Source organism: Kribbella sp. NBC_00382 (assembly GCF_036067295.1).
GTDB lineage: Bacteria > Actinomycetota > Actinomycetes > Propionibacteriales > Kribbellaceae > Kribbella.
Genome location: NZ_CP107954.1, coordinates 8,031,251 through 8,053,770 on the forward strand (window position 1 = coordinate 8,031,251; position 22,520 = coordinate 8,053,770).

Below are 22,520 nucleotides of genomic sequence, written 5' to 3' on the forward strand. Positions count from 1 at the left end.
ATCGTCAGGCCTTGGCGTCGTCGGCCGGAGCCTCGGCGGCAACCTCAGCGGCCGGAGCCTCTTCGGTCTTCGCCTCGACGGCGTCGTCCTTCTTATCAGCCTTGGCCTCGGCCTTGTCAGCCTTCGGCTCCGCCTTCTTGGCGGCGGCCTTCTTGGTCGTGACGGCCTCGGTCTTCAGCGTGCCGTGCGCCTCGGCGAGGGCCTCGTTGAAGATCTCCTGCTTGTCGCGCTTGGGCTCCTTGACCCGCAGCGGCGCCGGGGCGTCGAGGCCCTTGAACTTCTGCCAGTCACCGCTGGCCTTGAAGATGGCCGCGACGGCCTCGGTCGGCTGCGCGCCGACGCCCAGCCAGTACTGCGCCCGGTCCGACTCGACGTGGATGAACGACGGCTCAGCCTTCGGGTTGTACTTGCCGATCTCCTCGATGGCGCGACCGTCACGCTTGGCGCGGGCGTCCATCACGACGATGCGGTAGTGCGGCGCACGCTTCTTGCCGATGCGCTTCAAACGGATCTTGACTGCCACGTTTGTGGTGTCTCCCTCGGGATTCATGTCTTGGTTGAGCGGCACACCGGCGTCGTGGGGACAACGGGTGACCACTCGGATGGGCCGAACCGGGACGTGGAGTTAGAGGGCTGCACGCGATCCGGACGGACTCAGCCCATCATTCTGCCAGATCAGCCGCCCGGCGACCAATCCGCCCCAGCCCCGAAACGCCCGGGCGCGGGGTACGGGCTCTCAGGCGGCACGGAGTCGCCGGTACTACGGCCCGTCAGGCGCGGAACGCGGCCAGCTCGGGGAGCTGGTCGACGTACCCGTCGAGGAGCTGGTGAGCCGCCGTGACCGAGTCGATCAAAGGGTGCCAGGCGAAGGCCCGGATCGCCGCCGAGCGGGAGCCGGAGGTAGCCGCCTCGATCGTCGAGCGTTCGACGGCCTTCACCGCGCAGACCAGCCCGGCCTGGTGGTCGGTGAACTGCGAGACGGTCACCGGCCGCGCGCCGTTGGCGTCGACCGTACAAGGGATCTCCACGACCGCATCCGCGTCCAGATGATGCAGAGTGCCCCGATTGCGGACGTTCAGGATCAGCGATGCCCGCTCGTTGTGCGCGATCGCCCGCATCAGCGACAGCGCGACCTGCTCATACCCACCCGCTGACATGTCCCGCTCGTCGCGCTCCCCCGCGTCGGCGATCTCGCGACTCTCGACCATGTACGTCGATTCGCGCTCGGCCCGCGTCTTCTGCCACAACTCCAAGGCGTTGCCCGGCTGCTCCGCCGTCTCCGCATAGAACCGTGACTGCTGCTCCAGCAAGAACGTCCCCCGCGTCTGCTCCACCGCCTGTACCGCGGCCAGCGTCTCGCGAGCGAAGTAGTAATAGTGCAGATACTCGTTGGGGATCGACCCCAGCGACCGCAGCCACTCGACCCCGAAGAGCCGCCCCTCCTCGAAGTCGCCGAGCGCTGCCGGGTCAGCCAGCAACGCCGGCAGATGATCGACCCCACCCGACTCCAGTCCGCGAAGCCAGCCCAGATGGTTCAGCCCTGCGTAGTCGTAGAAGACCGACGAAGGGTCCAGCCCTAAGGACAGAGCGGCCCGGCGCCCGAGCCCGGACGGCGAGTCGCAGATCCCGATCACGCGATCACCCAGGTACGGGATCATCGCCTCGGTCACCATCCCGGCCGGGTTGGTGAAGTTGATGACCCATGCCTCCGGCGCCAGCGCGGCGATCCGCTGGGCGATGGCGGTCGCCACCGGCAACGTCCTCAACGCATAGGCGATCCCACCGGCACCGACGGTCTCCTGACCCAGTACGCCGAGATCGAGCGCGACCCGTTCGTCGATCGTGCGCCCTTCGAGCCCACCGACCCGGATCGCGGAGAAGACGAAATCGGCGCCCCGGATCGCCTCGTCGAGGTCGGTCGTCTCGGTCACCACCGGCGCATCGGAGTACAGCGCGGCCTGCTGGCGGAGTACCGACCCGATCGATGCCAACCGCGAACGATCGGTGTCGTAGAGCACGACGGAGGTGATCCGGCCGTCGCCGCGATCGCCGAGCAATGCCTGATAAACAAGGGGAACCCGGAACCCGCCGCCCCCCAGAATGGTCAGTCTCACGCGAGCACCACCTCGACCCCTGCCTCGACTAGTTGGGCCCGGGTCGCCGGATCGGCGTCGGGCTCGGTCACCACCATGGAAAGTTCGGTCGGCTCGCACACCTTGGCGACGCCGTGGCCGGGGAACTTGGTCGCGTCGGCCAGCAGCACCACCCGGTCGGCGGCCTTGATCATCGCCCGCTTCACCGGTACTTCGATCATCGTGCTGTCCATCACCCGGCCGTCGGGGCGCACCCCGCTGGTACCGAGGAACAGCCAGTCGACATGGATCTGGCGCAGCGACTCCTCCGTCAGGTATCCGACGAGTGACCGGTAGCTGCGCCGGACGAAGCCGCCCAGGATGATCAGCTCGATCTGCTCGTCGTTCTGCAACTCCTCCAGGACGGCGAGGTTGCTCGTCACGACGGTCAGTGAGCGGCCGTGCAGCTGCTGGGCGACGCGCAGCGCCGTAGTACCGATGTCGAGCAGCAGTGACTCGCCGTCTGCGACCAGGGCGGCCGCGCGGCGGGCGATCCGGTCCTTCTCCGTGGCGTGCACGGCGCTGACCTCGGCGAACGGCTCGTCACCGCCGTCGACGGCGAGCGCTCCGCCGTACACCCGGGTCAGCCGGCCCTGCTCGTGCAGTTGCTCGAGATCGCGCCGGATCGTCGCCTCGCTGACCCCGAGCTGGGCAGCCAGCACTTTCACACCCCCGGCCCCGTCGGCCCGAAGCGCGCGAACGATCTGGTCCTGCCGCTGCTTTGGCAACACACGGAGACGGTATCACGCAAACTCCGTCACACTCGCGCATCAATTTGCAGAGGTATTGCGTAGTTTGCTCAAACGATCCACACTGGCTGCACGAATTTGAGCGACCCTGCAGGAGTGTGCTGCTGATGAGTGAGCTGGACGTGGTGGTGTCCGGCCTGGTCTTCCACGACCTGGTGCTCGGGCTGCCGTCTGCGCCGCGCCCCGGCACCGAGGTCTGGGCGGACGCCTCCGCCGAGAGCCCGGGCGGGATCGCCAACTTCGCGGTCGCGCTGGCCCGGCTCGGGCTGCGCACCGGACTGGCCGCGACCTTCGGCGCCGACGATCTCGGCGGCCGGCTCTGGGACCGGCTGACGCAGGGCGAAGGCATCGATCTGACCCTCTCCCGCAAGCTCGACGGCTGGCAGACCCCCCTCACGGTGGCCCTTGCCTACGACAACGACCGGGCACTGGTCACCAGGGGTACCCCTCCCCCACTGTCGGCCGACGAGCTGCTCACCACGCCGCCGGCGGCCAGGGCCGTCGCCGCTCACATCGGTCCCTGGCCGAACGAGTGGCTCGCCAAGGCCCGGGCGGCCGGCAGCGTGGTCTTCGCCGACGTCGGCTGGGACCCCACCGAGCAGTGGGACCCCGCAGTACTCGACCAACTGGAGCACTGCGACGTGTTCCTCCCTAATGCGGGCGAGGCGATGAGTTACACCCGCACGAGTACGCCGACCGAGGCGCTCGAGCGGCTGGCCGAGAAGGTACCCCTGGTGGTCGTCTCCGACGGCGCCAACGGAGCACTCGCGCTCGACGCGGGCTCCGGCGAGCGGGTCGTAGTACCGGCCGTACAGGTCTCGGCGGCGGACACCACCGGGGCGGGTGATGTGTTCGCCGCCGGGTTCATCGCGGCGACCCTGTGGGAGCTCCCACTCGCGGAGCGCCTCAGGTTCGCCGCACTCGCCGCGGCGCTGTCCGTCACCAAGCTGGGCGGCGCCGACGCGGCCCCGACCTGGGCCGACCTCAGGGCCTGGCACCAGCAGCACCCAACAGAACAATCTCTTTCAGGTCAATCCCTTGCCGCGCTGATCAGCGCACACTTCGGTCCCGCACCGCTGCGCGACCAGTCAGGAAGGTAGAACCATGGAGCTATCCCGTCGGACGCTGCTCGCCGGAGGCTTCGCGGCCATGCTCGGCAGCACAGTCGTCGGCTGCTCGTCGAGCATCAACACCGGCTCGACCAAGAAGAACGCGACCGGCAACATCGCGCTCTGGTGCTGGCCGGGCGGCCTGGGCAAGTCGGTCCTGGACGACACGATCGCGCACTTCCCCGACCAGCACATCAAGTACTCCGAGGTCGGCGGCGACTTCAAGCAGAAGCTGCTCACCACCTTCAACGGCGGGACGTCGATCCCCGACATCACCGGCGTCAAGGGTGAGGACATCGCCTCCCTGCTGCCGCAGGCCGACCGGTTCGTCGACCTGAAGACGATCGGCGCCGACTCGATCCTGGGCGACTACCTGGAGTGGAAGGTCAAGCAGGCCACCACGTTGGACGGCAAGGTGATCGGCATCCCGATCGACATCGGGCCGACCGCGCTGTTCTACCGCGAGGACGTCTTCACCGCCGGCGGGCTGCCCGGCGACCCGGCCAAGGTGGCCGAGCAGCTGAAGACCTGGGACGACTTCCTGGCCGCCGGTGTCGAGCTGAAGAAGTCCAACCCGAAGGCGCCGATCGTCGCCGACGCCACCGACCTGTACGGCACGATCGTCAATCAGGGCACGGCGCGGTACATCGACAAGGACAACAAGTTCATCGGCGACCAGGACCACATCCGCAGGGCGTGGGACATCGCGGTGAAGGCGGTCACGCTGAAGGTCGACGGCAAGGTGCTGGGCGGTTCGGCGGACTGGAACGCCGGCCTCGACCAGGGCACGGTGCCGACCATCGTCGGCGCGGCCTGGGTCGCACTGGACATCAAGTCCGCGTGCAAGACGAGCGTCGGCAAGTGGCGGGTCGCCGCGACGCCGAGCGGCCCGGCCAACTTCGGCGGCTCCTTCCTCACCATCACCAAGAACGCCGCCGATCCGGCCGCCGCGCTCGAGGTGATCAAGTACATGCTGAGCCCGGACAACCAGGCCAAGGCGTTCGCGGACGCGCAGATCTTCCCGTCCGCGCCGGCCGCCTACGACAAGCCGCAGCTCAAGGCGGCCGACCCGTTCTTCGGTGGGCAGGTGCCGATCGAGGTCTTCGGCCCGGCGGCGAAGGCGATCCCGATCGCGTACGAGGCTCCCCTCGACAGCGCACTCGCCACCCCGTTCACCGACGGGCTCAAGCTCGTCCAGGCCGGCAAGAAGACGTCGGACGCGGCCTGGGCGGAGGCCGTCTCGAAGGCGAAGCAGATCGGCAAGCGTCAGGGCGTGCAGTGACTCTGACCGCGACAGCCCCCAGCAGACCGGCCGGTACTACGAAACCGCGGCGCCGGCGCAGCATCCGGTCGTACTGGCGCTTCTACCTGGCGCTGTCGCCGTTCTACGTGATCTTCATCGTCTTCGGGCTGTACCCGGTCGCGTCGACGATCCTGCTCGCGTTCCAGAAGTGGGACGGCCTCGGCCCGCGGACGATGGTCGGGTTCCAGAACTTCCGCTTCCTGGCCGAGGACAGCACGTTCTGGCTCGCGCTGTGGAACACGGTCGTGCTGTTCGTCATGTCGACCGTGCCCACGCTGGTGATCGCGATGGCGCTCGCGGTGATGCTGCATTCGGCGGTCCGGTTCAAGGGCGTCTACCGGATCGCGTACTTCATCCCGAACATCACCTCGCTGGTGGCGGCGGCGATCTTCTTCGCCGCTGTCTTCAGCACGAACTTCGGCCTGATCAACTCGATCCTGCGGTCCCTCGGGCTGCCGACCGAGGACTGGCTGCGACAACCGTGGGGGATCAAGATCGCGATCTCCACGATGATCGTGTGGCAGTGGGCCGGGTACAACACGATCATCTATCTGGCCGGGTTGCAGGCGATCCCGACCGAGCAGTACGAGGCCGCGAAGGTCGACGGCGCCGGACCGTTCCGGACGTTCTTCTTGATCACGCTGCCGCAGCTCCGGCCGGTCGTGCTGTTCACGGTGATCATGTCGACGATCGGCGGGCTGCAGACCTTCACGGAGCCACAGGTGATGGTCGGCAACACCGGTGGTACCGGGCAGAGCGGCATGACGGTGGTCATGTACTTCTACCAACAGGCCTTCTTCGCCAACGACTACGGGTACGCCGGGGCGATCGCGTTGAGCATCTTCATGCTGGTGCTGCTCTTCACGGCGATCAACTGGAAGCTGCTCGGCGGAAGGGGACGCCAGTGAAATCGCGGATTCGTTGGCCTGGGCTGATCATGCATGTGGTGCTGGCGATCGCGGGGCTGCTGTGCCTGTTCCCGTTCTATTGGACGCTGGTGATGGCGACCAATACGACGTCGGACATCTATCGGTACCCGCCGAAGTTCACCTTCGGGTCGCAGCTCGACGACAACATCCACGAAGTCCTGCAGAACGTTGCGTTCTTCTCGTCGATGGCGAACACGCTGGTGGTGGCGGTCTCGACGACATTGCTGGTGCTGTTCTTCGATTCGCTGGCGGCGTTCACGTTCGCGAAGTTCCGGTTCCCGGGGCGGAACGCGTTGTTCGTGATCCTGCTGGCGACGATGCTGCTGCCGGCGCAGCTGGGCGCGGTACCGCAGTTCCAGACGATGGCGGCGTTCGGCTGGGTCGGGTCGTTGAAGGCGCTGATCATCCCGGCGTCGGCGAACGCGTTCGGGATCTTCTGGTTGCGGCAGTACTTCCAGAACTCGATCCACGACGAGTTGGTGGAGGCGGCGACGCTCGATGGCTGCGGGTTCTTCGGGATCTACCGGAATGTGGCGTTGCCGTCGGCGCGGCCGGCCTTGGCGTTCCTCGGGATCTTCACCTTCGTGGCTTCGTGGAACGACTACTTCTGGCCGTTGATCGTGCTCACCAATCCCGATCACCTGACGCTGCAGGTGGCGTTGTCGTCGCTGAACCGCAGCCACGGGGTCGACTACAGCATGGTGATGACGGGTGCGCTGATGGCGATGGTGCCGCTGATCATCGTCTTCGTGATCTTCGCCCGGCAGTTCATCAAGGGCGCGACAGAAGGAGCTATTCGAGGATGAATGGGCGGCGGGTTGCGTAGGCGACTCCGGCGATGACGAGCAGGTTGCCGAACAGACCGGCGAGCAGGTCGGACGCCGACTTGCCTTCGGTCAACGCCGGTACCGCGGCGACCATGCTGATGACGGCGTAGGTGACCGCGGTGGCGGTGAGCCAGCTCCTGGTCCGCGCCTCGATGGCGGCGATGGCGAGCCAGCCGAGCGCCACGATGACGAACGGCTCCAGCAGGGCGAGCTTGGTGACGGTGGAGAAGGAGATGCCGTCGTTGTGCTGGACCAACGTCCCCAGCAACAAAACGATGCCACCAGCAACGATCAACGCGAAGGCGGGCGCCCGGACCGGCCACGGTCGCGGCTGTGGTTTGAGCACGACGACGATGGCCACCGCCAGGATGAGCGCGACGAAGCCGGCGACGAGCCACTCGGCGGTCTCCTCCGCGGCCAGCCCGCCGGCCAGGAACAGGAAGGCATCCTCGCCGATCGACAGGACCGCACCCAGCGCGATGCCCATCGCAACCGGCATCCACCGCGCCGCCAGACCCGCGGCCAGCACGACGACCGAGGCAAGAATCTCCGGATCGAACCAACTCCGGTAAACCCGCCACCCGGTATTCGAGTCATCCGACCAGATCCGCCGAGAATCAACAGCCCCCGGCCAGTTGACGATCACCAGCACCACCGCCCCCACCACCAAAACAACAACCACCCACCACGGAACCACCGAGGATGCCGGTGCCGCCGCCGCGGGTGCTGGAGTCGCCGCCGCGGCGGGTGGCGTGGTCGTCGAGGCAGGTTTGGGGAGGGGGTGGGCGTTGGCTAGGTCTCGTAGTGCCTGTTGGTTGCGTTGGGCCTTTGCGTGTTGCTGGGCGGCGTACGAAGGTGGTGGTGCGGGCGGAGCAGCGGCGGGCGCGGCTGCCGGCGGTACGGGCTTGTTGGGCTGGGCTGAGCCTCGTACTAGGTCTTGTAGGGCGGGTGGGGTGTCGGTCAGCGCTCGGGTGGCGGCTTCGGAGACCTTGCGGCTGTCGTCGTTCGTCAGTTGTGTGAGGGCTTGGTAGGCGGCAAGAGCCAGGCCCTGGTCCTCGCTGGTGAGGCGTTCGCGGAGGTAGTCGACTACGCCGAAGCGGGCGGCCGACAGGGGGCTTGCCATCGCTTCGAGCAGCTCGGGAGCCAGTAGCCGCGGGGTGATTCTGTTGGAGCGGGCGATCAGGAGTTCGCCTTGGGAGCCGAAGGTCCACATCTGGGGATTCTGGTTCGGGGTGATGCGGTGGACCTGGTCCGTCACGTAGCCGACCAGTTCGGTGAGGCCTACCCAGCCGTCGCCGTCCTTGTCCGCATCGCCGGACTTGAGGCCGTCCACGACAGCACTGGTGAAGACGGACGGCTTCGGCGTACCGGCAGCCAACTGCCCATCCTCGAAGGCGTACTCCATCGCGCTCGACGCAGTGACGACCACCCGCCCGCGCCCGCCACCAACCCGATCCTGACCGGCGAACGCGTCGCGCACCTGCGCCTCACCCGTCGCGCGCACAACCAGTCCGCGCGGGAATGCACCGCCGTAGCAACAATCCAGGAACAACGCGATCCGCTGCGCCCGACTGTCTGCCATCTGCCGGTTCACGAAGTCCGCGGCAACCGCCGTCGACGCCAGCCGCGTCGGCTTGGTATCCGCGACCGCCAGGAACAACTCACCGGCCGCGTTCTTCACCCCGTGGCAGGAGAAATGCAGCAACAGCAGATCCTCCGGCGACCGATCCGAGAAGAAGTCCTCGACGGCGTACCGGATCGTCTGCGCCGACTCGTTCTGCAACACCCGCACGTCGAACCCGCCGACCTCCGGATCCCCCAGTACGCCGGCCAGCGCAGCCGCATCCCGGGCCGGCGCCATCAGCCGGCTCAACCCGGGATCGTTGTACTCCGCGTTCGCGATCACCAACGCGATCCGCGCCCCACCCATGTCAAGCCCTCCCCGTCCCCCTCCCCAGGTCGACACTCCAACAATGCGCCGGTGTCAGCCTCGACCACAAGGCGTGACGCCTGTCCGAGCCAGGAAGGGGCCGAGGCGGGCTCCGGGCGAACTAAGCTGCGGGAACCGTTTGGTGCAGGGGTTACGTCGGAGGGGCGTCATGGTTGGCAAGCGAGGGCGCGTGATCGGCCGGATCGCACCGGGAATCGTCGGCGAGGTGATGTTGCCGGTCCGCGGTGCCACCGAGGCCTTCTACGCTTACCCCGCGACCGACGAAGTGATCGAGGTCGGCACCCCGATCGTGGTGGTCGAGTACGACCCACCACGCACGGTCTACGTCGCCCGCGCCATCTGAAGAATTCTGTTCCCTGGAGGGGAAATGCTCTGGACGTACCTGATCACCGGCGCCGTCGCGCTGGTGGTCCTCCTGATCCTGTTCCGGATGGTCTGGCGGGTGGCAGAGCCGAACGAGGCGCTGATCATCTCCGGCCTCGGCGCGCACTCGAGCCAGGAGCAGATCAACGAGACGCTCGGCTTCAAGATCGTCGTCGGCCGCGGTACCGCCGTGCTGCCCGGCTTCCAGACCGTTCGCCGGCTGCCGCTCGACATCCGGGCCACGCCGCTGACGGTCACCTGCGTGTCGAGTCAGGGCATTCCGCTGCACATCAAGGGCGTCACGGCGTACAAGGTCGGTGACGACTACGGCTCGATCGCGAACGCGGCCCGGCGGTTCCTGGAGCAGAGCGACGAGCAGGTGATGAGCACGATCCACGAGCTGTTCGCCGGTCACCTGCGGGCGATCGTCGGTTCGACCACGGTCGAGGAGATGCTGCACGACCGGGAGACGCTGACCACGAACATCCGCGGCTCGCTGGCCGGTGACATGGAGAAGCTCGGCCTGGTGGTCGACTCGCTGCAGATCCAGGAGATCGACGACGAGTCCGGCTACATCAAGAACCTCGGCCGTCCGCAGGCCGCAGCCGTCGAGGCAGCGGCCCGGATCGCCTGGGCCGAGCGGGACCGGGAAGCCACCGAGCGCGAGCAGGTCGCCGAGGCGGCCAAGGCGGCTGCAGTACGGCAGAGCTCGATCGCCCGCGCCGGGTACCAGGCCGAGGTCGACCAGGCGAACTCGAAGGCGTCGCAGTCCGGCCCGCTGGCCGAGGCGCTGGCCCGCCAGGAGGTCGTGGTCGCCGAGACGGAGACCGCGAAGCTGAACGCGTCGCTGGCCGAGAAGCAGCTGGAGTCGTCGGTACTGAAGCCGGCCGATGCCGAGGCGTACAGGCAGCGCACGCTGGCCGCCGCCGACCGCGACGCTCAGATCGCCGCTGCCGAGGCGCAGGCTCGCGAGGTCACCCTTCGCGGTGAGGCGCAGGCGAAGGCGACCGAGCTGAACGGTAAGGCCGAGGCGCTCGCCGTCCAGGCCAAGGCGATGGCCGAGGCGGCCGGTATCAAGGCACGGGCCGAGGCCCTGGCCACGAACACCGACGCCGTCGTCGCGCAGCAGCTCGCCGAGGCCTACCCGGAGATCGTTCGCGCGGCCGCGTCGTCCTTCGAGAAGGTTGGCAACATGGTCGTGCTGAACGGTGCCCAGGGCATCGAGGACACCCTGGTCAAGACGATCACCATGGGCGGCTCGGGCTTCGCGCTGGCCAAGCAGCTGATCGAGTCGCTGTCCAGCAACGGCAAGACGCCGACGCTCGAAGCGGTACCGGACGAGAACACCCCGGCCTGACACCTGTGGGAAGCCTTTCGACCACAGGTTAATCACTAACGATTCACCCGCGTGATCAGTTCCTAAGTCACGAAACCTGCGTTAGCTTGTGAGCACATCACTCCAAGCGTCAGGGATCTCACCATCCGTGACAGGTCGCCCCGAAGGACTGATCACCGTGCCCGTCCGACGAATTCTCGCTGTTCTAGCCTCGCTCCTGGTCGGTGCCGCCACCCTGGTGGCGGTACCGACCGAGGCGATGGCCGCGCCGAACTTCAAGGCCCCGTTCCCGTGTGGCCAGCAATGGACCTACAGCCACCACTCGGCCGAGGTCCGCCGCGCGCTCGACTTCATCCGCTCCGACGGCGGAGTCACCAACGGGACTCCCGTACTGGCCTCCGCGGCCGGCACCGCGCACCGGTTCTCCCAGCCCAGTGGAGCCGGCAACTACATCGCCGTCGAGCACGGCGGCGGCTGGAAGACCTACTACTTCCACCTCTCCTCGTACTCCGTTGCCGAGGGCGCCCAGGTCTCCCAGGGCCAGCAGATCGGCGTGACCGGTGCCACCGGCAACGTCACCGGCCCGCACATCCACTACGAGCAACTGCTCAACGGGGTCGGCCAGAACATCGTCATCAACGGAACGGGCCTGTCCTACCCCGGCTCGTACGGCTCGGCCTTCCTGACCAGTGACAACGGTTGCGGCAGCCAGCCCGGCAAGCCCTTCATGACCTGGGGTTCCGGCGTCCGGGTCCGCTCCGACGCGCACCTGAGCTCGCCGGTCGTCGCCACCCTGAGCGGTCCGACCTCGGTCCGGGTCCTTTGCCAGAAGCAAGGAGACACGGTCAACGCGGAGGGCTACACGAACAACTGGTGGGCCAAGCTCGCCAGCCCGGCCGGGTACATCAGCAACATCTACATCGACGATCCGAACGCGGTACTGCCAGGCGTTCCGACCTGTTGAGTTGAGGCGGGCCGGGCCCACACCCTGGGGGTGGGCCCGGCCATCCTGCTATGCGGTGTGCAGTGTGAGCCCGTACGTGCTCAGGATCTCGTTGACCGGCTGGAACCAGGTCTCACCACCGCTGCTGCAGTTGCCCCAGCCACCAGAGGTCACGCCCTGGGCCTGGTCACCGGTGATGAACGAGCCACCCGAGTCGCCGGGCTCGGCGCACACGTTGGTCCTGGTGGCGCCGTAGAAGAGCTGGCCGTTGCCGTAGTTCACGGTCTCGTTCTTGCCCGTGACGGTGCCGCAGTGCCAGTGCGAGGTAGAGCCGCTGCGGCAGACCGACGTACCGATCGGAGCTTCCCAGGAGCCGCGGACCAGCGCGTCGCTGACCTGTCCCCAGCCGAGCACTACCGGTACGGTCCACCAGCCACTGTCGATCTGAACCCACGAGTAGTCGTTACCGGGGAAGGACGAGCCCCGGAAGACGCCCTGGTTCGAGTGATCCCAGCCGAACGTCCTGGCGCCGACACCAGGCGAGCAGTGGCCGGCCGAGACGAATCCGCCGTACACGGAGAAGCCGATCGAGCAGCGGACGTTGCCGGTGTAGTACGGGTCTCCCCCGACCGTACCGGCGGCGAAGGTACGCGGCGCCTGGGCCGTGACCTCTTGGACAGTGACCGCTCCGGCCTTCGACAGCTTGACCACGAACGCATTGACGGCCTGGGAACGCTTACCTGCTTGGACATTCACGACGACACTGCCTGTACGAGGGTCAGCAGCCCAGCCACTCACTGCGGCCGGTACTGCCTTCCCAGCCAGCTTGTCGACAGCAGCCTTGCGCTGGTCGAGCTGCTTCGCAGTAGCCGGTACTACCGACACGTCGGCGCCAGTAGCCCGTACTGCGTCCGCTACGGCTGAGCTGGTCACTCCGACGACCAGTCGCTGCCGAGCGGCGTCGTACCAGGTACCACCGAAAGCGGCTCCCGCTGCGCGCTGGGCGAGCGGGACGAGCTTGGTGGCGACCGACTCGGCCTTGAGCCGGTCCTTGGCCTGCTGCTCGGTCAGACCGAGGTCAGCCTGCATGGCGGTCGCCTGCTGCGGTACTGCGAGTGGCTGGTCAGGCGATGCGGCCATCGCTTGGGATGGGACGGCTACCGCGCTCGCTACAAGCACGGCGACAGCAAATACCTTCATCGGACTCTCCTCACCTAGGGGCGGTTCGGTGCGGTGAGAGCGCTCTCGAAACCGAGAGTGTCCTAGTGATTACAAGTCGTCAAGGTGTTGACCGAAAGCGGTCAGAGTCCCAGGTGGGCGAGGACGGCGAGGACGCGGCGGTGACCCGAGTCGGTCGGCGGCAGGTCGAGCTTGAGGAAAACGTTGCCGACGTGTTTGTGGACGGCGCCTTCGCTGATCACCAGCTTCTGCCCGATCGCGGTGTTGCCGAGCCCCTCGGCCATCAGCGCGAGCACCTCGCGTTCGCGCGGCGTCAGGCGTTCCAGCGGGTCGCTGCGCTTCACCATCAACTGGCTGACGACCTCGGGGTCGAGGACCGTGCCGCCGGCGGCGACCCGGCGTACGGCCTCCATGAACTCGTCCACCCGGGAGACCCGGTCCTTGAGCAGGTAGCCGACTCCCTCGCTCCCGGCGGCCAGGAGCTCGGCGGCGTACACCTCCTCGACGTACTGCGAGAAGACGAGTACCGGGAAGCCAGGTCGCAGCCGGCGCGCCTCGATCGCGGCGCGCAGCCCCTCGTCGGTGAAGGTCGGTGGCAGCCGGACGTCGACCACCGCGATGTCCGGCTGGTGCTCGGCCACCGCCTTGGCGAACTCGTCCGCGTCACCCGCGACAGCGGCCACCTCGAACCCGGAGTTGCCCAGCAGCAGGCCGAGCCCCTTGGCAAGGATCGGGTTGTCCTCGAGGATCACTACGCGCACGGCAGGATCACCTCGACCGTCGTCGGCCCACCGATGGGGCTCTGCAGTTCGATCTGACCGTCGATGGCTTCCACGCGATGCACCATGCCACGCAGCCCGCTCCCCCGGCCCAGCAGGTCGGCCTCCTCGTTGATCCGGGCGCCGCCGATGCCGTCGTCCGTGACGGCCAGGTAGAGCTCAGGGCCGCGCCGCTCCAGCAGTACGTCGACATGGCCGGCCGCGGAGTGCTTGGTGATGTTGGTGAGGGATTCGGCGACTACGAAGTACGCAGCGGCCTCTACTGGCGCCGGGACCGTGCCGAGTTCGCCTACGCGCAGTTCAACCGGGATGGGGCTGCGGGCGCACAGTGCAGCGACCGCACCGGCCAGACCGCGGTCGGCCAGGATCGGCGGGTACATGGTTCGCAGTACGCCGCGTAGCTCGGTCATTGCTTGCTCTGCACCGTCCCTGGCATCGTCGAGGATCTTGGCGGCCTTCTCCGGGTCGTCTGCCATTACCTGCTTGGCGACCCCGATCCGCATGGCCAGCGAGACCAACTGCGCCTGCGTACCATCGTGGAGGTCCCGCTCGATCCGGCGCAGCTCAGCGCCGTGCGAGTCGACAGCACCGGCCCTGGTGCGGGTCAGCTCCTCCACCCGCTGGCTGAGCCTCGCCGTCTCCAGCTCCTGGGCACTGGGCGCCAGCAGGCCGAGTACTGCCTTGGCATGACCGCGTGCGGTGGCCGGGGCGACCCAGCCGAGGAAGGCGATCCCGACCAGGATCTGCAGCGGGCCGAAGGTCAGCGCCTTCCACCAGGAGTCGATCGGGACGCCCAGAATGTCGGCGTCTCCGCCGGCGAACGGCCAGATCACCATGCTGATCACCGCTGACGGCACCGAGAAGATCGCGAAGATCGCCACGAAGAACTCGACGATCACCACTGGGGGCATCAGCAGGAGCCGCAGGCTGCGGATGAACGACTTGTCCTTGAACAAGGTCACCACATCGCCTGGCTGCCGCGGCAGAGCGTCAGGCAACGAAACGGCGTCCGGCAGCTTGAGGTAGCGCGACGCCCGGTACCGCTCGCTGTTCGCCAGCTTGACCAGCCCGGCGGTGGCGCCGGGGATGAACCAGCCCAGCAGCAGGCTGATCGGGAGTGCGGCGAGCAGCGTGATGCCCTTCAGGTACCGGATGAGCAGGTACCCACTGGCCGGCCCACCGCGGGCCAGGATCTTCGTCAGCATCACAGGAGCCTTTCCGTCGTCGTCAGTATCGATCCTGACGCAACAGGGCGGCTCACGTCGGTACAGCAGGCTCTACTCTTCACCCGGGTGCCCGGGGCCCCATCATGCCTGGGACCCCGGGACCGGCGGTGCTACGCGCAGACAGGAACCCCAGGAAGTTTCGGGTTCGGGTCGGAGATGTAGATGTTGGACATATAGCCGCCCTGGTCGCGCAGCTTGGCCCACCAGTTGTTGGTGGTGCCCTCCGCGGTGACCGTGTCGCCCTGCTTCTGGCAGGTCACGAAGACCTGGGTCGGGCCGGGCAGTTCCGTGATGATCGAGGCGGTCAGCTTCGGCTCCGTACGGACCCGGACGCCGGAGCCGTAGGTGGTGAAGTTGTACGTCGGCGGGTTGCCGCCGTTGACCAGCTGCATGTAGTAGGTCCAGTTCCAGTTCGGACCGGGGTCCGTGTGGGTCTGGTTCGGCAGCTCGGAGTGACCCTTGATGTGGGCCCGATCCTTCGGGATGCCCCGGCGCTCGGCGATGTTCCTGGTCACTGCCGCCGACGAGCGGTACATGGCGTCGGTGAACCAGGACGGCTGGTCCACGAAGCCCTCGTGCTCGATCCCGATCGAGTACCCGTTCTCGGAGCCGACGTGCCAGGCGGTGTCCTTCTCGGCCACCATCTGGGTGACCTGGCCGTCGCTGGACCGGATCACGTAGTGCGCGCTCACCTGGGCCGCGGAGTTCTTGAACCAGCTGATGGTTCCGGCGTACGAGCCCTGGGTGACGTGGATGACGATCGTGGTGATCGCCTTGGTCCGGCCGACCCGGTAGTTGCAGGTGCAGGCCGCGTTCCAGATCGCGCCCGGGTAGTCGACCGCCTGGATCGACGACGGGCTCTTGGTGCCGAGCGGGGCCACCTTGGCGTACGCGCCGCGGTCCGGGGTGACCTTCTTGGGCTGGGTGCCGACCGAGCCGACGCCCTCACCGATGATCCGGTAGACCTCGTCGGTGTAGAGCCGGCCGGTCGGTGCGTCGGCGGAGTGCGAGTACTTCGCGACGACGGAGTACCACTTGGCCAGGTCGGTGCGGGCATTCCCGCTGAGGCCGGCCTGGTCGGCGTACGAGTCGAGGACGGCAGCGGCGCCGGTGATGTTGGCCGCCGAGTCCTTGGACAGCTGCTCGACCGGCAGGCCGGTCAGCTTGGCCGCCTCGGACAGCGTCGGGTTCTGCGGGTTGCTGGCCAGGTGCATCAGGCCGTAGCCGTTGTCCTGGCTGGGCAGGCCGTTGTGGCCGTCCAGGTGGGACTCGGCATAGCCGATGCTGACGAGTACTTCACGGGGTACGTCGTACTTGATGGCGGCTGCGTTGAAGGCCTGCGCCAGGTCACCTGGCACAGCCGATCCGGTCTGGGGGCCGGTTGGTTCGGGCGCTGGTGCGGCAGTGCTTGGGAGCGCGCCGCTGAGGGCGATGGCTCCGGCAGCGGCTGCGGCGAGCAGCGCGGTCAGTCTGGGCACTCGGGCGGTCTTACCCATGGGGGTTCGTTCCTTCCCTTGCGACGTCCACCGCGCCTCCCGCGACGGACGTCCCACCGAGGGGCGTCGGCGGGTGCGACTCACGGTAGGGCAAAAACTTCCGTCGCGGCCAGTAGTTACGTGAATATTTCCCGTCACGGGGTGAAATTGTTCGATCACTCAGCTGTTTCGCCGTGATCCTGCCACTTTTGCGTGTCAGGGGCGGTAGACGCGGCCGCGCAGGACGATGCACTCGGGGTGGCTGAGGACGGCCGGGTTGGCGCGCGGGTCCTCGGCGTACACGACGAGGTCGGCCGGGTTGCCGGGGGTGAGGTCGGCGGGGGCGCCTAGCCAGGTACGGGCGGCCCAGGAGCCGGCGGCGAGGGCCTGTTCGCCGGACAGGCCGATGGTGGTGAGGGCCTGGATCTCCTGGGCGACCAGGCCGTGCCCGAGTACGCCGCCTGCGTCGGTCCCCGCGTAGACGGGCACCCCTGCCTCTACGGCGGAGCGCAGGGTGTCGCGGCGACGGGCGTACAGGTCACGCATGTGGTCGGCGTACACGGGGAACTTGCCGGCGGCCTGGTCGGCGTACAGGGGGAAGTTCTCGAGCTGGATGAGCGTCGGGACGACGGCAACGCCACGGGCGGCCATGTCGTCGAGCATGTCGGGCAGTAGGCCGGTGCCGTGCTCGATGCAGTCGATGCCTGCGGCCAGCAGGTCGGGTAGGGCGTGTTCGCCGAAGACGTGCGCGGTCACCCGGGCGTTGAGCTCATGGGCCCGAGTGATCGCTGCAGTGAGCGCCTCCAGCGGCCAGCAGGCGGTCAGGTCGCCCGCGTCGCGGTCGATCCAGTCCCCCACCAGCTTGACCCAGCCGTCGCCGCGGCGGGCCTCCTGCTCGACGTACGCGACCAGCTCCTCCGGCTCGATCTCCCAGCCGTAGTTGCGGATGTAGCGCTTGGATCGGGCGATGTGCCGGCCGGCCCGGATGATCTTGGGCAGGTCCTCCCGCTCGTCGATCCAGCGGGTATCAGCGGCCGAGCCCGCGTCCCGGACCAGCAGGGCCCCGGCATCCCGGTCGACAGTCGCCTGCTGCTCCTGTACGTCCCGGTCGACCGGGCCATGGCTGTCCAGGCCGATGTGGCAGTGCGCGTCCACCAGGCCGGGCACGATCCAGCCGCCCGTACTGACGGTGGTGACATCAGCAGTGGCGGGCCGGTCGACGACCAGCCCGCCACTGAGGTGAAGCTCTTGCTGCTCACCGGCCGGCAGTACCGTGCCGGCGAGCCGTAGTACACCGGTCTCGGTCATTGCCAGACCGTAACCGGTACTGCGTTATCCGTGCGAGCCGCTGCCCTGGGTGCAGGGCGTGGGGTTGGTCTCGGCCGCGCAGGGCGAGCCGGACGGGGTCTCGGTCGGGGTCGGCGTCTCTGTCGGGGTGGGCGTGGGGGTCGGAGTCGGGGTCGGCGTCGGAGTCGGCGTCGGGGTGTCCGTCGTCGGCGGCGGCGTCGGCTTGCCGGTCGGCGTGTGCGTCGGACGGCTCGTCGGGCGGCCGGTCGGCGTCGCGATCGGGTCCGGGATCGTCGGCGGCTTGTCGGTCGACGCCGGCACGCTCGGCTTCGTGGTCGGCGGTACGGGGGTGGTCGGGTCGTCCGGCACCTCCGGCACCTCGCGCGGGTCCACGTTGGTCTCCACGTTGCCGGTCGTCTTGGGCGTGGCCAGTTTGCCGGTGAGGTTCGGCACCAGGACCGCGCTCTTGCTGTAGACGCGCATCCAGCGCAGGACGGTGGCGACGAAGTCCTTGGAGTGCTGGTACCGCAGCAGCGAGGCGACCAGATCGCGCGGGCGCTTCAGGTCGTCGCCCTCGGAGCACAGGTAGACCGCGACGGTGGTGACGGCGTCGTACACGTTGTTCGGGTTGCGGAAGCCGTCGCCGTTGCCGTCAGCCCCGAACTCGTTCCAGACGCCCGGCACGATCTGCATCGGGCCGACGGCGCGGTCCCAGACCAGGTCGGCGTCGTACCGGCCCTTGTCGGTGTCCTTGATCCGGCCGATGCCGCGCTTGCCGTTCAGCACCGGGCCGAGCAGCTTGCCACGGGTGGTGCCGGCCACGTCGACCCGGCCACCGGAGGCGTGGTCGGACTCGACCTTGCCGATCCCGGCCAGCAACGGCCAGGTGAGCCCACAGTTGGGGCGGACCACGGCGAGATTCGCGGTGGCGCGGCGGTAGGCGGGGAAGACCCCGCGGGGGATGCCGTTCACGGCACCGGGTCGTCCCGGCCGGACCACGGACCGGCCGTCGGTGGCTCCCTGGACGGGCACGTCGGCCCGGGCAGGTTTGTCAGATCCGATCCGGCCGTCCACTCCTGGACGCTGCGGGACGATCATGGTCAGTTCGTCGAATTCACCGCTGTTCAGTCCGGCCCCAGGCGAAGGGGCGACCGGGCTGTCCGCCGCGAGCTGGCCGGAGGCACCGGCTCCGCCCGAAGCGACTGTGACGATCGCCCCTACCAGCAGGGGGGCCGTGCACAGTGAAGCGATGATTATTTTGACCCGACGGTTTCCACTACGGGTTAGGCGCATAGTTCCCCCAACGACCCACGCGCCAGAAAGTTACCGAGAGTCGACGGAAAGTTACCTGAGCCGATAGCCCAGCGGTCCGAGATTTGCGCCGAACGGCTGACCGTCACGCTCAGCAGGGCCCTGTCAGACCCTACGGATCAGCCCCAGCGATGGGAAATCTTAACGGTTCACGACCCGATTCCGGTCTCAGGGACCGGTCAGCGGGCCGTTTCGGGCCCCGGCCCGGCCTGCGAACTCAGGCCTCGGTCGCAGCCTCAGGCCGGGTGCAGCCTTGCGAGTTCAGGCCGGGGTGGAGGTCAGTGAGCTCGCCGGACTCGGTGAGCCCGTCTCCGACGGCGCCGGGGTCGGCGAGTCGCTGTCCTGCGGGGCCGGGGTGGTCGGCGGCACGGTGCAGGTCGGGTCCGGCGCTGGCGGCGCGGTCGGCGGCGGTGTCTCGTCCGGCTTGCACGGAGTCGGCGTCGGGGTGGGAGTCGGCGTCGGGGTCGGCGTGGGCGTGTCCGTCGGCGGCGTCGTCGGTTGAGTGGGCGGCGTCGTCGGCTTGGTCGGCGGCGACGTGGGCGAGGTCGGCGTCGTCGGCCTGGTCGGCTGAGTCGTCGGCCTGCTCGAAGTACCGCCGTTCGGGCCCTTCGTCGGCTGGGTCGTCTTGGTCGGGCTCGGGGTCGGCGTCAGCGTCGGGGTCTTGCTCGGCGTCGTGGCCGGGGTGGTCGGCGGCGTCGTCACCGGGGTGTTCGGCGGCGGGGTCGGGTCGTTCTGCACGTTCCCGTTGTCGTCCGGCGGGGCGATCGGGTCGGTGCTGTCCGGGATGGTCACGGGGGTCGCGCTGTAGGTCTGCATCCAGCGGAGCACGGTGGACACGTAGTCCATCGAGTGGTTGTAGCGCAGTACCGCCTGGACCAGGCCCTCCGGGTCCTTCAGGTTCGCGCCGCCGGCGCAGAGGTAGTCACCAGCCGCACGGGCCGCGTCGAAGATGTTGTGCGGGTCCTTGACGCCGTCGCCGTTGCCGTCCGCGCCGAAGGACTTCCAGGTCCCCGGGATGAACTGCATCGGGCCGACTGCGCGGTCCCACTTGGTGTCACCGTCGTAGACGCCCTGGTCGGTATCGGCGATCGCCGACATCCCCGGGCCGCCGTCGAGCACCGGGCCGAGGATCTTGCCGCGGGTGAGACCGTTCGCGTCGACCCGGCCACCGCTCGCGTGAGCGGACTCGACCTTGCCGATGCCGGCCAGCAGCGGCCAGGTGATCCCGCAGTTGGGCTGCGCCACGGCCAGGTCGTTCGCTGCCTTCTGGTACGCCGCCAGCACGGTGCCCGGGATGCCCGATACGTCGCCCGTGACGCCGGTGGTCGGCTGCTGCGGGCTGTCCACTGCTCCGGTGACCGGAACCTCGATCTGGGACCGCTGCTCGGTCGGGATGCTGCCGTCGACGCCCGGGCCGGATGGCAAGGTACCGGCCAGCTCGTCGAAGACGGTGTCCTGGCGCGGCTGACTCAGCGCCTGGGCGTCGACGATGAACGTGTTCGAAGTGACTCCACCGGCCACGAACACGACGACCAAGGCGGTCGGCGGCGCAATACAGACCCAGACGGCGGTCAACTTACCCCGCCACGTGTCCAGGTTCTTGAACTGCTGCCTCATCCGAACCGTCCCTCACGACGTAGTCCGCAGTACATCAGTGCTTCGGGCGTAGTGATGATCTTAGCGGTCGGTGGGGCCTGGGCAACCGGGGACGATCGGGCCCGTGTTGCTGGCCGATCGGAGACTTGCGCTCTGTAACCGATCGTGCGGGCGGAGCGGGCGGCTACCTGGCGTGGCGGTCGCCCGCTCCCGGTCAGTTCCCGCCCAGCATCTTCTTCAGGTCGTCGGGCAGCTCGAAGTTCCCGTCCTTACCGCCTCCGCCGAAGGCCGCCGGGAGCTGACCGGCCGCAGGTGCGGCGGGCTCGCTCGGGCCCTGGTTGGCGCGCTTGGCCGGGTTGCCCGAACCGCGCTTGGGCTTGCCCTTCTTGGCCTGCTGCTTGGCCTTCTTCCCACCGCCGGCACCACCCATGCCAGGCATCCCGGGCATACCGGGCATTCCCTTGCCGGACGCCATCGCGGACATCATCTTGCGGGCCTCGAAGAACCGCTCGACCAGGCCGCTGACGGTGGCCACCTCGGTGCCCGAGCCGTTCGCGATCCGGAGCCGGCGGGACCCGTTGATGATGTTCGGGTCGGTCCGCTCGGCCGGGGTCATCGAGTGGATGACCGCCTCGATCCGGTCGATCTCGCGCTCGTCGAAGTTCTCCAACTGGTCCTTGAACTGGGCCGCGCCGGGCAGCATGCCGAAGATCTTGGTCAGCGGGCCCATCTTGCGCACCGACTGCATCTGGGCGAGGAAGTCGTCCAGGGTGAAGTCCTTGCCGCCCTTCTTCTGCAGCTTGGCGGCGGTCTTGGCCGCCTCCTCGGCGTCGAACGACTTCTCCGCCTGCTCGATCAGGCTCATCACGTCGCCCATGCCGAGGATGCGGGACGCCATCCGGTCGGGGTGGAAGACGTCGAAGTCCTCGAGCTTCTCGCCGTTGCTGGCGAACATCACCTGGCGGCCGGTGACCTGCGCGATCGACAGCGCGGCACCACCACGGGCGTCACCGTCGAGCTTGGACAGCACCACGCCGTCGAAGCCGACGCCGTCGAGGAAGGCCTGCGCGGTGGTGACCGCGTCCTGGCCGATCATCGCGTCGACGACGAACAGGATCTCGTCCGGGGTGACCGCGTCGCGGATGTCCGCGGCCTGCTTCATCAGCTCCTCGTCGACACCCAGCCGGCCGGCCGTGTCGACGATGACGACGCTGTACTGCTTGCTCTTGGCCTCGGCCATCGCCTGCCGGGCGACGTCGACCGGGTCACCGACACCGTTCCCCGGCTCGGGCGCGAACACCGGTACGCCCGCCCGGTCGCCGACCACCTGGAGCTGGGTCACCGCGTTCGGGCGCTGGAGGTCGGCCGCGACCAGCATCGGGGTCTGGTGCTTGGTCTCCTTCAGCCACTTCGCCAGCTTGCCGGCCAGCGTCGTCTTACCGGCGCCCTGCAGACCCGCGAGCATGATCACCGTCGGCGGCCGCTTGGCCATCCGCAGCTCACGCGTCTGGCCACCGAGGATCGTGACGAGCTCCTCGTTCACGATCTTGATCACCTGCTGCGCCGGGTTCAGCCCGCCGCGCACGTCGGCGCCGCTGGCCCGCTCCTTGACCGCCGCGATGAAGTCCTTCACCACCGGCAGCGCGACATCGGCCTCCAGCAACGCGATCCGGATCTCCCGGGCGGTCGCGTCGATGTCGGCGTCGGTCAGCTTGCCCTTGCCGCGCAGATTCTTGAAGGCGGCGGACAGGCGATCAGAAAGCGTGTCGAACACGAGAACACAGTCCGTTTCTTCCGGTGGAGCAGAACGTCACCAGTACCCCTCAGGCAACTCCCCGAGTCTACCGGCCCCGGTAGTACCTCCGCCGTCCCGGCATCCTGTGGATAACAAACGGCGCCGATCGACGGCGGTCGCTAGCCTCTCAGGACACACGAGTTGGACCAGCAGGGGTGACCGACGATGCTCGGCGACGAGTTCAGCCTGCACTACGTGATGGCGTTCCAAGCGCTACAAGTCACGGTGAT

The 22,520-nt window shown here is 68.1% G+C and carries 19 protein-coding genes; 7 read left to right on the forward strand and 12 right to left on the reverse strand.

Annotated elements, in window-relative coordinates; genetic code table 11:
• Nucleotides 1-4: 4 nt before the first annotated feature.
• From rpsP to OHA70_RS37685, 3 genes are all read right to left on the reverse strand, one after another.
• Nucleotides 5-523 (reverse strand): 30S ribosomal protein S16, encoded by a 519-nt coding sequence (gene rpsP, locus OHA70_RS37675; protein ID WP_328326283.1) that lies wholly within the window; start codon nucleotides 521-523, stop codon nucleotides 5-7.
• A gap of 247 nt (nucleotides 524-770) precedes the next feature.
• Nucleotides 771-2,114 carry a 6-phospho-beta-glucosidase gene (locus OHA70_RS37680; protein WP_328326285.1) on the reverse strand — a complete coding sequence of 448 codons (1,344 nt, stop codon included), beginning with the start codon at nucleotides 2,112-2,114 and terminating at the stop codon, nucleotides 771-773.
• On the reverse strand, nucleotides 2,111-2,863 hold the full coding sequence (locus tag OHA70_RS37685; RefSeq protein WP_328326287.1) for a DeoR/GlpR family DNA-binding transcription regulator: 753 nt from the start codon (nucleotides 2,861-2,863) through the stop codon (nucleotides 2,111-2,113). Before OHA70_RS37685 ends, OHA70_RS37680 begins: the two co-directional genes overlap by 4 nt.
• A 125-nt stretch (nucleotides 2,864-2,988) precedes the next feature.
• On the opposite strand from OHA70_RS37685, the gene OHA70_RS37690 reads away from it, so the two are divergent.
• The 4 genes from OHA70_RS37690 to OHA70_RS37705 are packed head-to-tail and all read left to right on the forward strand — an operon-like array spanning nucleotide 2,989 to nucleotide 7,028.
• Nucleotides 2,989-3,981: a carbohydrate kinase family protein gene (locus OHA70_RS37690; protein ID WP_328326289.1), complete on the forward strand. Its 993-nt coding sequence runs from the start codon at nucleotides 2,989-2,991 to the stop codon at nucleotides 3,979-3,981.
• A 4-nt stretch (nucleotides 3,982-3,985) separates the two neighbouring features.
• Complete coding sequence (locus OHA70_RS37695) at nucleotides 3,986-5,272, forward strand: ABC transporter substrate-binding protein (RefSeq protein ID WP_328326291.1); 1,287 nt, start codon at nucleotides 3,986-3,988, stop codon at nucleotides 5,270-5,272.
• Complete coding sequence (locus tag OHA70_RS37700; protein WP_328326292.1) at nucleotides 5,269-6,201, forward strand: carbohydrate ABC transporter permease; 933 nt, start codon at nucleotides 5,269-5,271, stop codon at nucleotides 6,199-6,201. The genes OHA70_RS37695 and OHA70_RS37700 overlap by 4 nt, the downstream gene beginning before the upstream one ends.
• Nucleotides 6,198-7,028: a carbohydrate ABC transporter permease gene (locus OHA70_RS37705; protein WP_442913856.1), complete on the forward strand. Its 831-nt coding sequence runs from the start codon at nucleotides 6,198-6,200 to the stop codon at nucleotides 7,026-7,028. Before OHA70_RS37700 ends, OHA70_RS37705 begins: the two co-directional genes overlap by 4 nt.
• Here OHA70_RS37705 and OHA70_RS37710 read toward each other — a convergent pair.
• Entirely contained in the window at nucleotides 7,015-8,979 is a 1,965-nt protein-coding gene (locus OHA70_RS37710; protein ID WP_328326294.1) for a caspase family protein, read from the reverse strand. The two genes, OHA70_RS37705 and OHA70_RS37710, sit on opposite strands and share 14 nt — an antisense overlap.
• 169 nt (nucleotides 8,980-9,148) lie before the next feature.
• Between OHA70_RS37710 and OHA70_RS37715 the strand changes: the two genes are divergently transcribed.
• The 3 genes from OHA70_RS37715 (at nucleotide 9,149) to OHA70_RS37725 (ending at nucleotide 11,663) form a co-directional block, all read left to right on the forward strand.
• The gene (locus OHA70_RS37715; RefSeq protein WP_328326296.1) at nucleotides 9,149-9,343 is read left to right on the forward strand and encodes a hypothetical protein; all 195 of its coding nucleotides are present in this window, start codon (nucleotides 9,149-9,151) and stop codon (nucleotides 9,341-9,343) included.
• 24 nt (nucleotides 9,344-9,367) lie between these two features.
• Nucleotides 9,368-10,720 carry a flotillin family protein gene (locus tag OHA70_RS37720; RefSeq protein WP_328326298.1) on the forward strand — a complete coding sequence of 451 codons (1,353 nt, stop codon included), beginning with the start codon at nucleotides 9,368-9,370 and terminating at the stop codon, nucleotides 10,718-10,720.
• Between the two features lie 157 nt (nucleotides 10,721-10,877).
• Nucleotides 10,878-11,663: a M23 family metallopeptidase gene (locus tag OHA70_RS37725; RefSeq protein ID WP_328326300.1), complete on the forward strand. Its 786-nt coding sequence runs from the start codon at nucleotides 10,878-10,880 to the stop codon at nucleotides 11,661-11,663.
• Nucleotides 11,664-11,711: 48 nt separating this feature from the next.
• Here the strand turns inward: OHA70_RS37725 and OHA70_RS37730 are convergent, their stop codons facing one another.
• From OHA70_RS37730 to ffh, 8 genes are all read right to left on the reverse strand, one after another.
• On the reverse strand, nucleotides 11,712-12,842 hold the full coding sequence (locus tag OHA70_RS37730; protein ID WP_328326301.1) for a S1 family peptidase: 1,131 nt from the start codon (nucleotides 12,840-12,842) through the stop codon (nucleotides 11,712-11,714).
• Nucleotides 12,843-12,943: 101 nt separating this feature from the next.
• A complete protein-coding gene (locus tag OHA70_RS37735; RefSeq protein ID WP_328326303.1) occupies nucleotides 12,944-13,582 on the reverse strand; it encodes a response regulator transcription factor in 639 nt (212 codons plus the stop codon).
• The gene (locus OHA70_RS37740; RefSeq protein WP_328326305.1) at nucleotides 13,573-14,805 is read right to left on the reverse strand and encodes a sensor histidine kinase; all 1,233 of its coding nucleotides are present in this window, start codon (nucleotides 14,803-14,805) and stop codon (nucleotides 13,573-13,575) included. The genes OHA70_RS37735 and OHA70_RS37740 overlap by 10 nt, the downstream gene beginning before the upstream one ends.
• A 131-nt stretch (nucleotides 14,806-14,936) precedes the next feature.
• Nucleotides 14,937-16,322 (reverse strand): N-acetylmuramoyl-L-alanine amidase, encoded by a 1,386-nt coding sequence (locus OHA70_RS37745; protein WP_328326307.1) that lies wholly within the window; start codon nucleotides 16,320-16,322, stop codon nucleotides 14,937-14,939.
• A gap of 195 nt (nucleotides 16,323-16,517) precedes the next feature.
• Nucleotides 16,518-17,609, reverse strand: coding sequence for an amidohydrolase family protein (locus tag OHA70_RS37750; protein WP_328326309.1), 1,092 nt, complete (start codon nucleotides 17,607-17,609; stop codon nucleotides 16,518-16,520).
• Between the two features lie 24 nt (nucleotides 17,610-17,633).
• The gene (locus tag OHA70_RS37755) at nucleotides 17,634-18,686 is read right to left on the reverse strand and encodes a lytic transglycosylase domain-containing protein (protein WP_328326311.1); all 1,053 of its coding nucleotides are present in this window, start codon (nucleotides 18,684-18,686) and stop codon (nucleotides 17,634-17,636) included.
• A gap of 474 nt (nucleotides 18,687-19,160) precedes the next feature.
• A complete protein-coding gene (locus OHA70_RS37760; protein ID WP_328326313.1) occupies nucleotides 19,161-20,516 on the reverse strand; it encodes a lytic transglycosylase domain-containing protein in 1,356 nt (451 codons plus the stop codon).
• 193 nt (nucleotides 20,517-20,709) lie between these two features.
• Nucleotides 20,710-22,269, reverse strand: coding sequence for a signal recognition particle protein (gene ffh, locus OHA70_RS37765; protein WP_328326315.1), 1,560 nt, complete (start codon nucleotides 22,267-22,269; stop codon nucleotides 20,710-20,712).
• Nucleotides 22,270-22,520 lie beyond the last annotated feature (251 nt).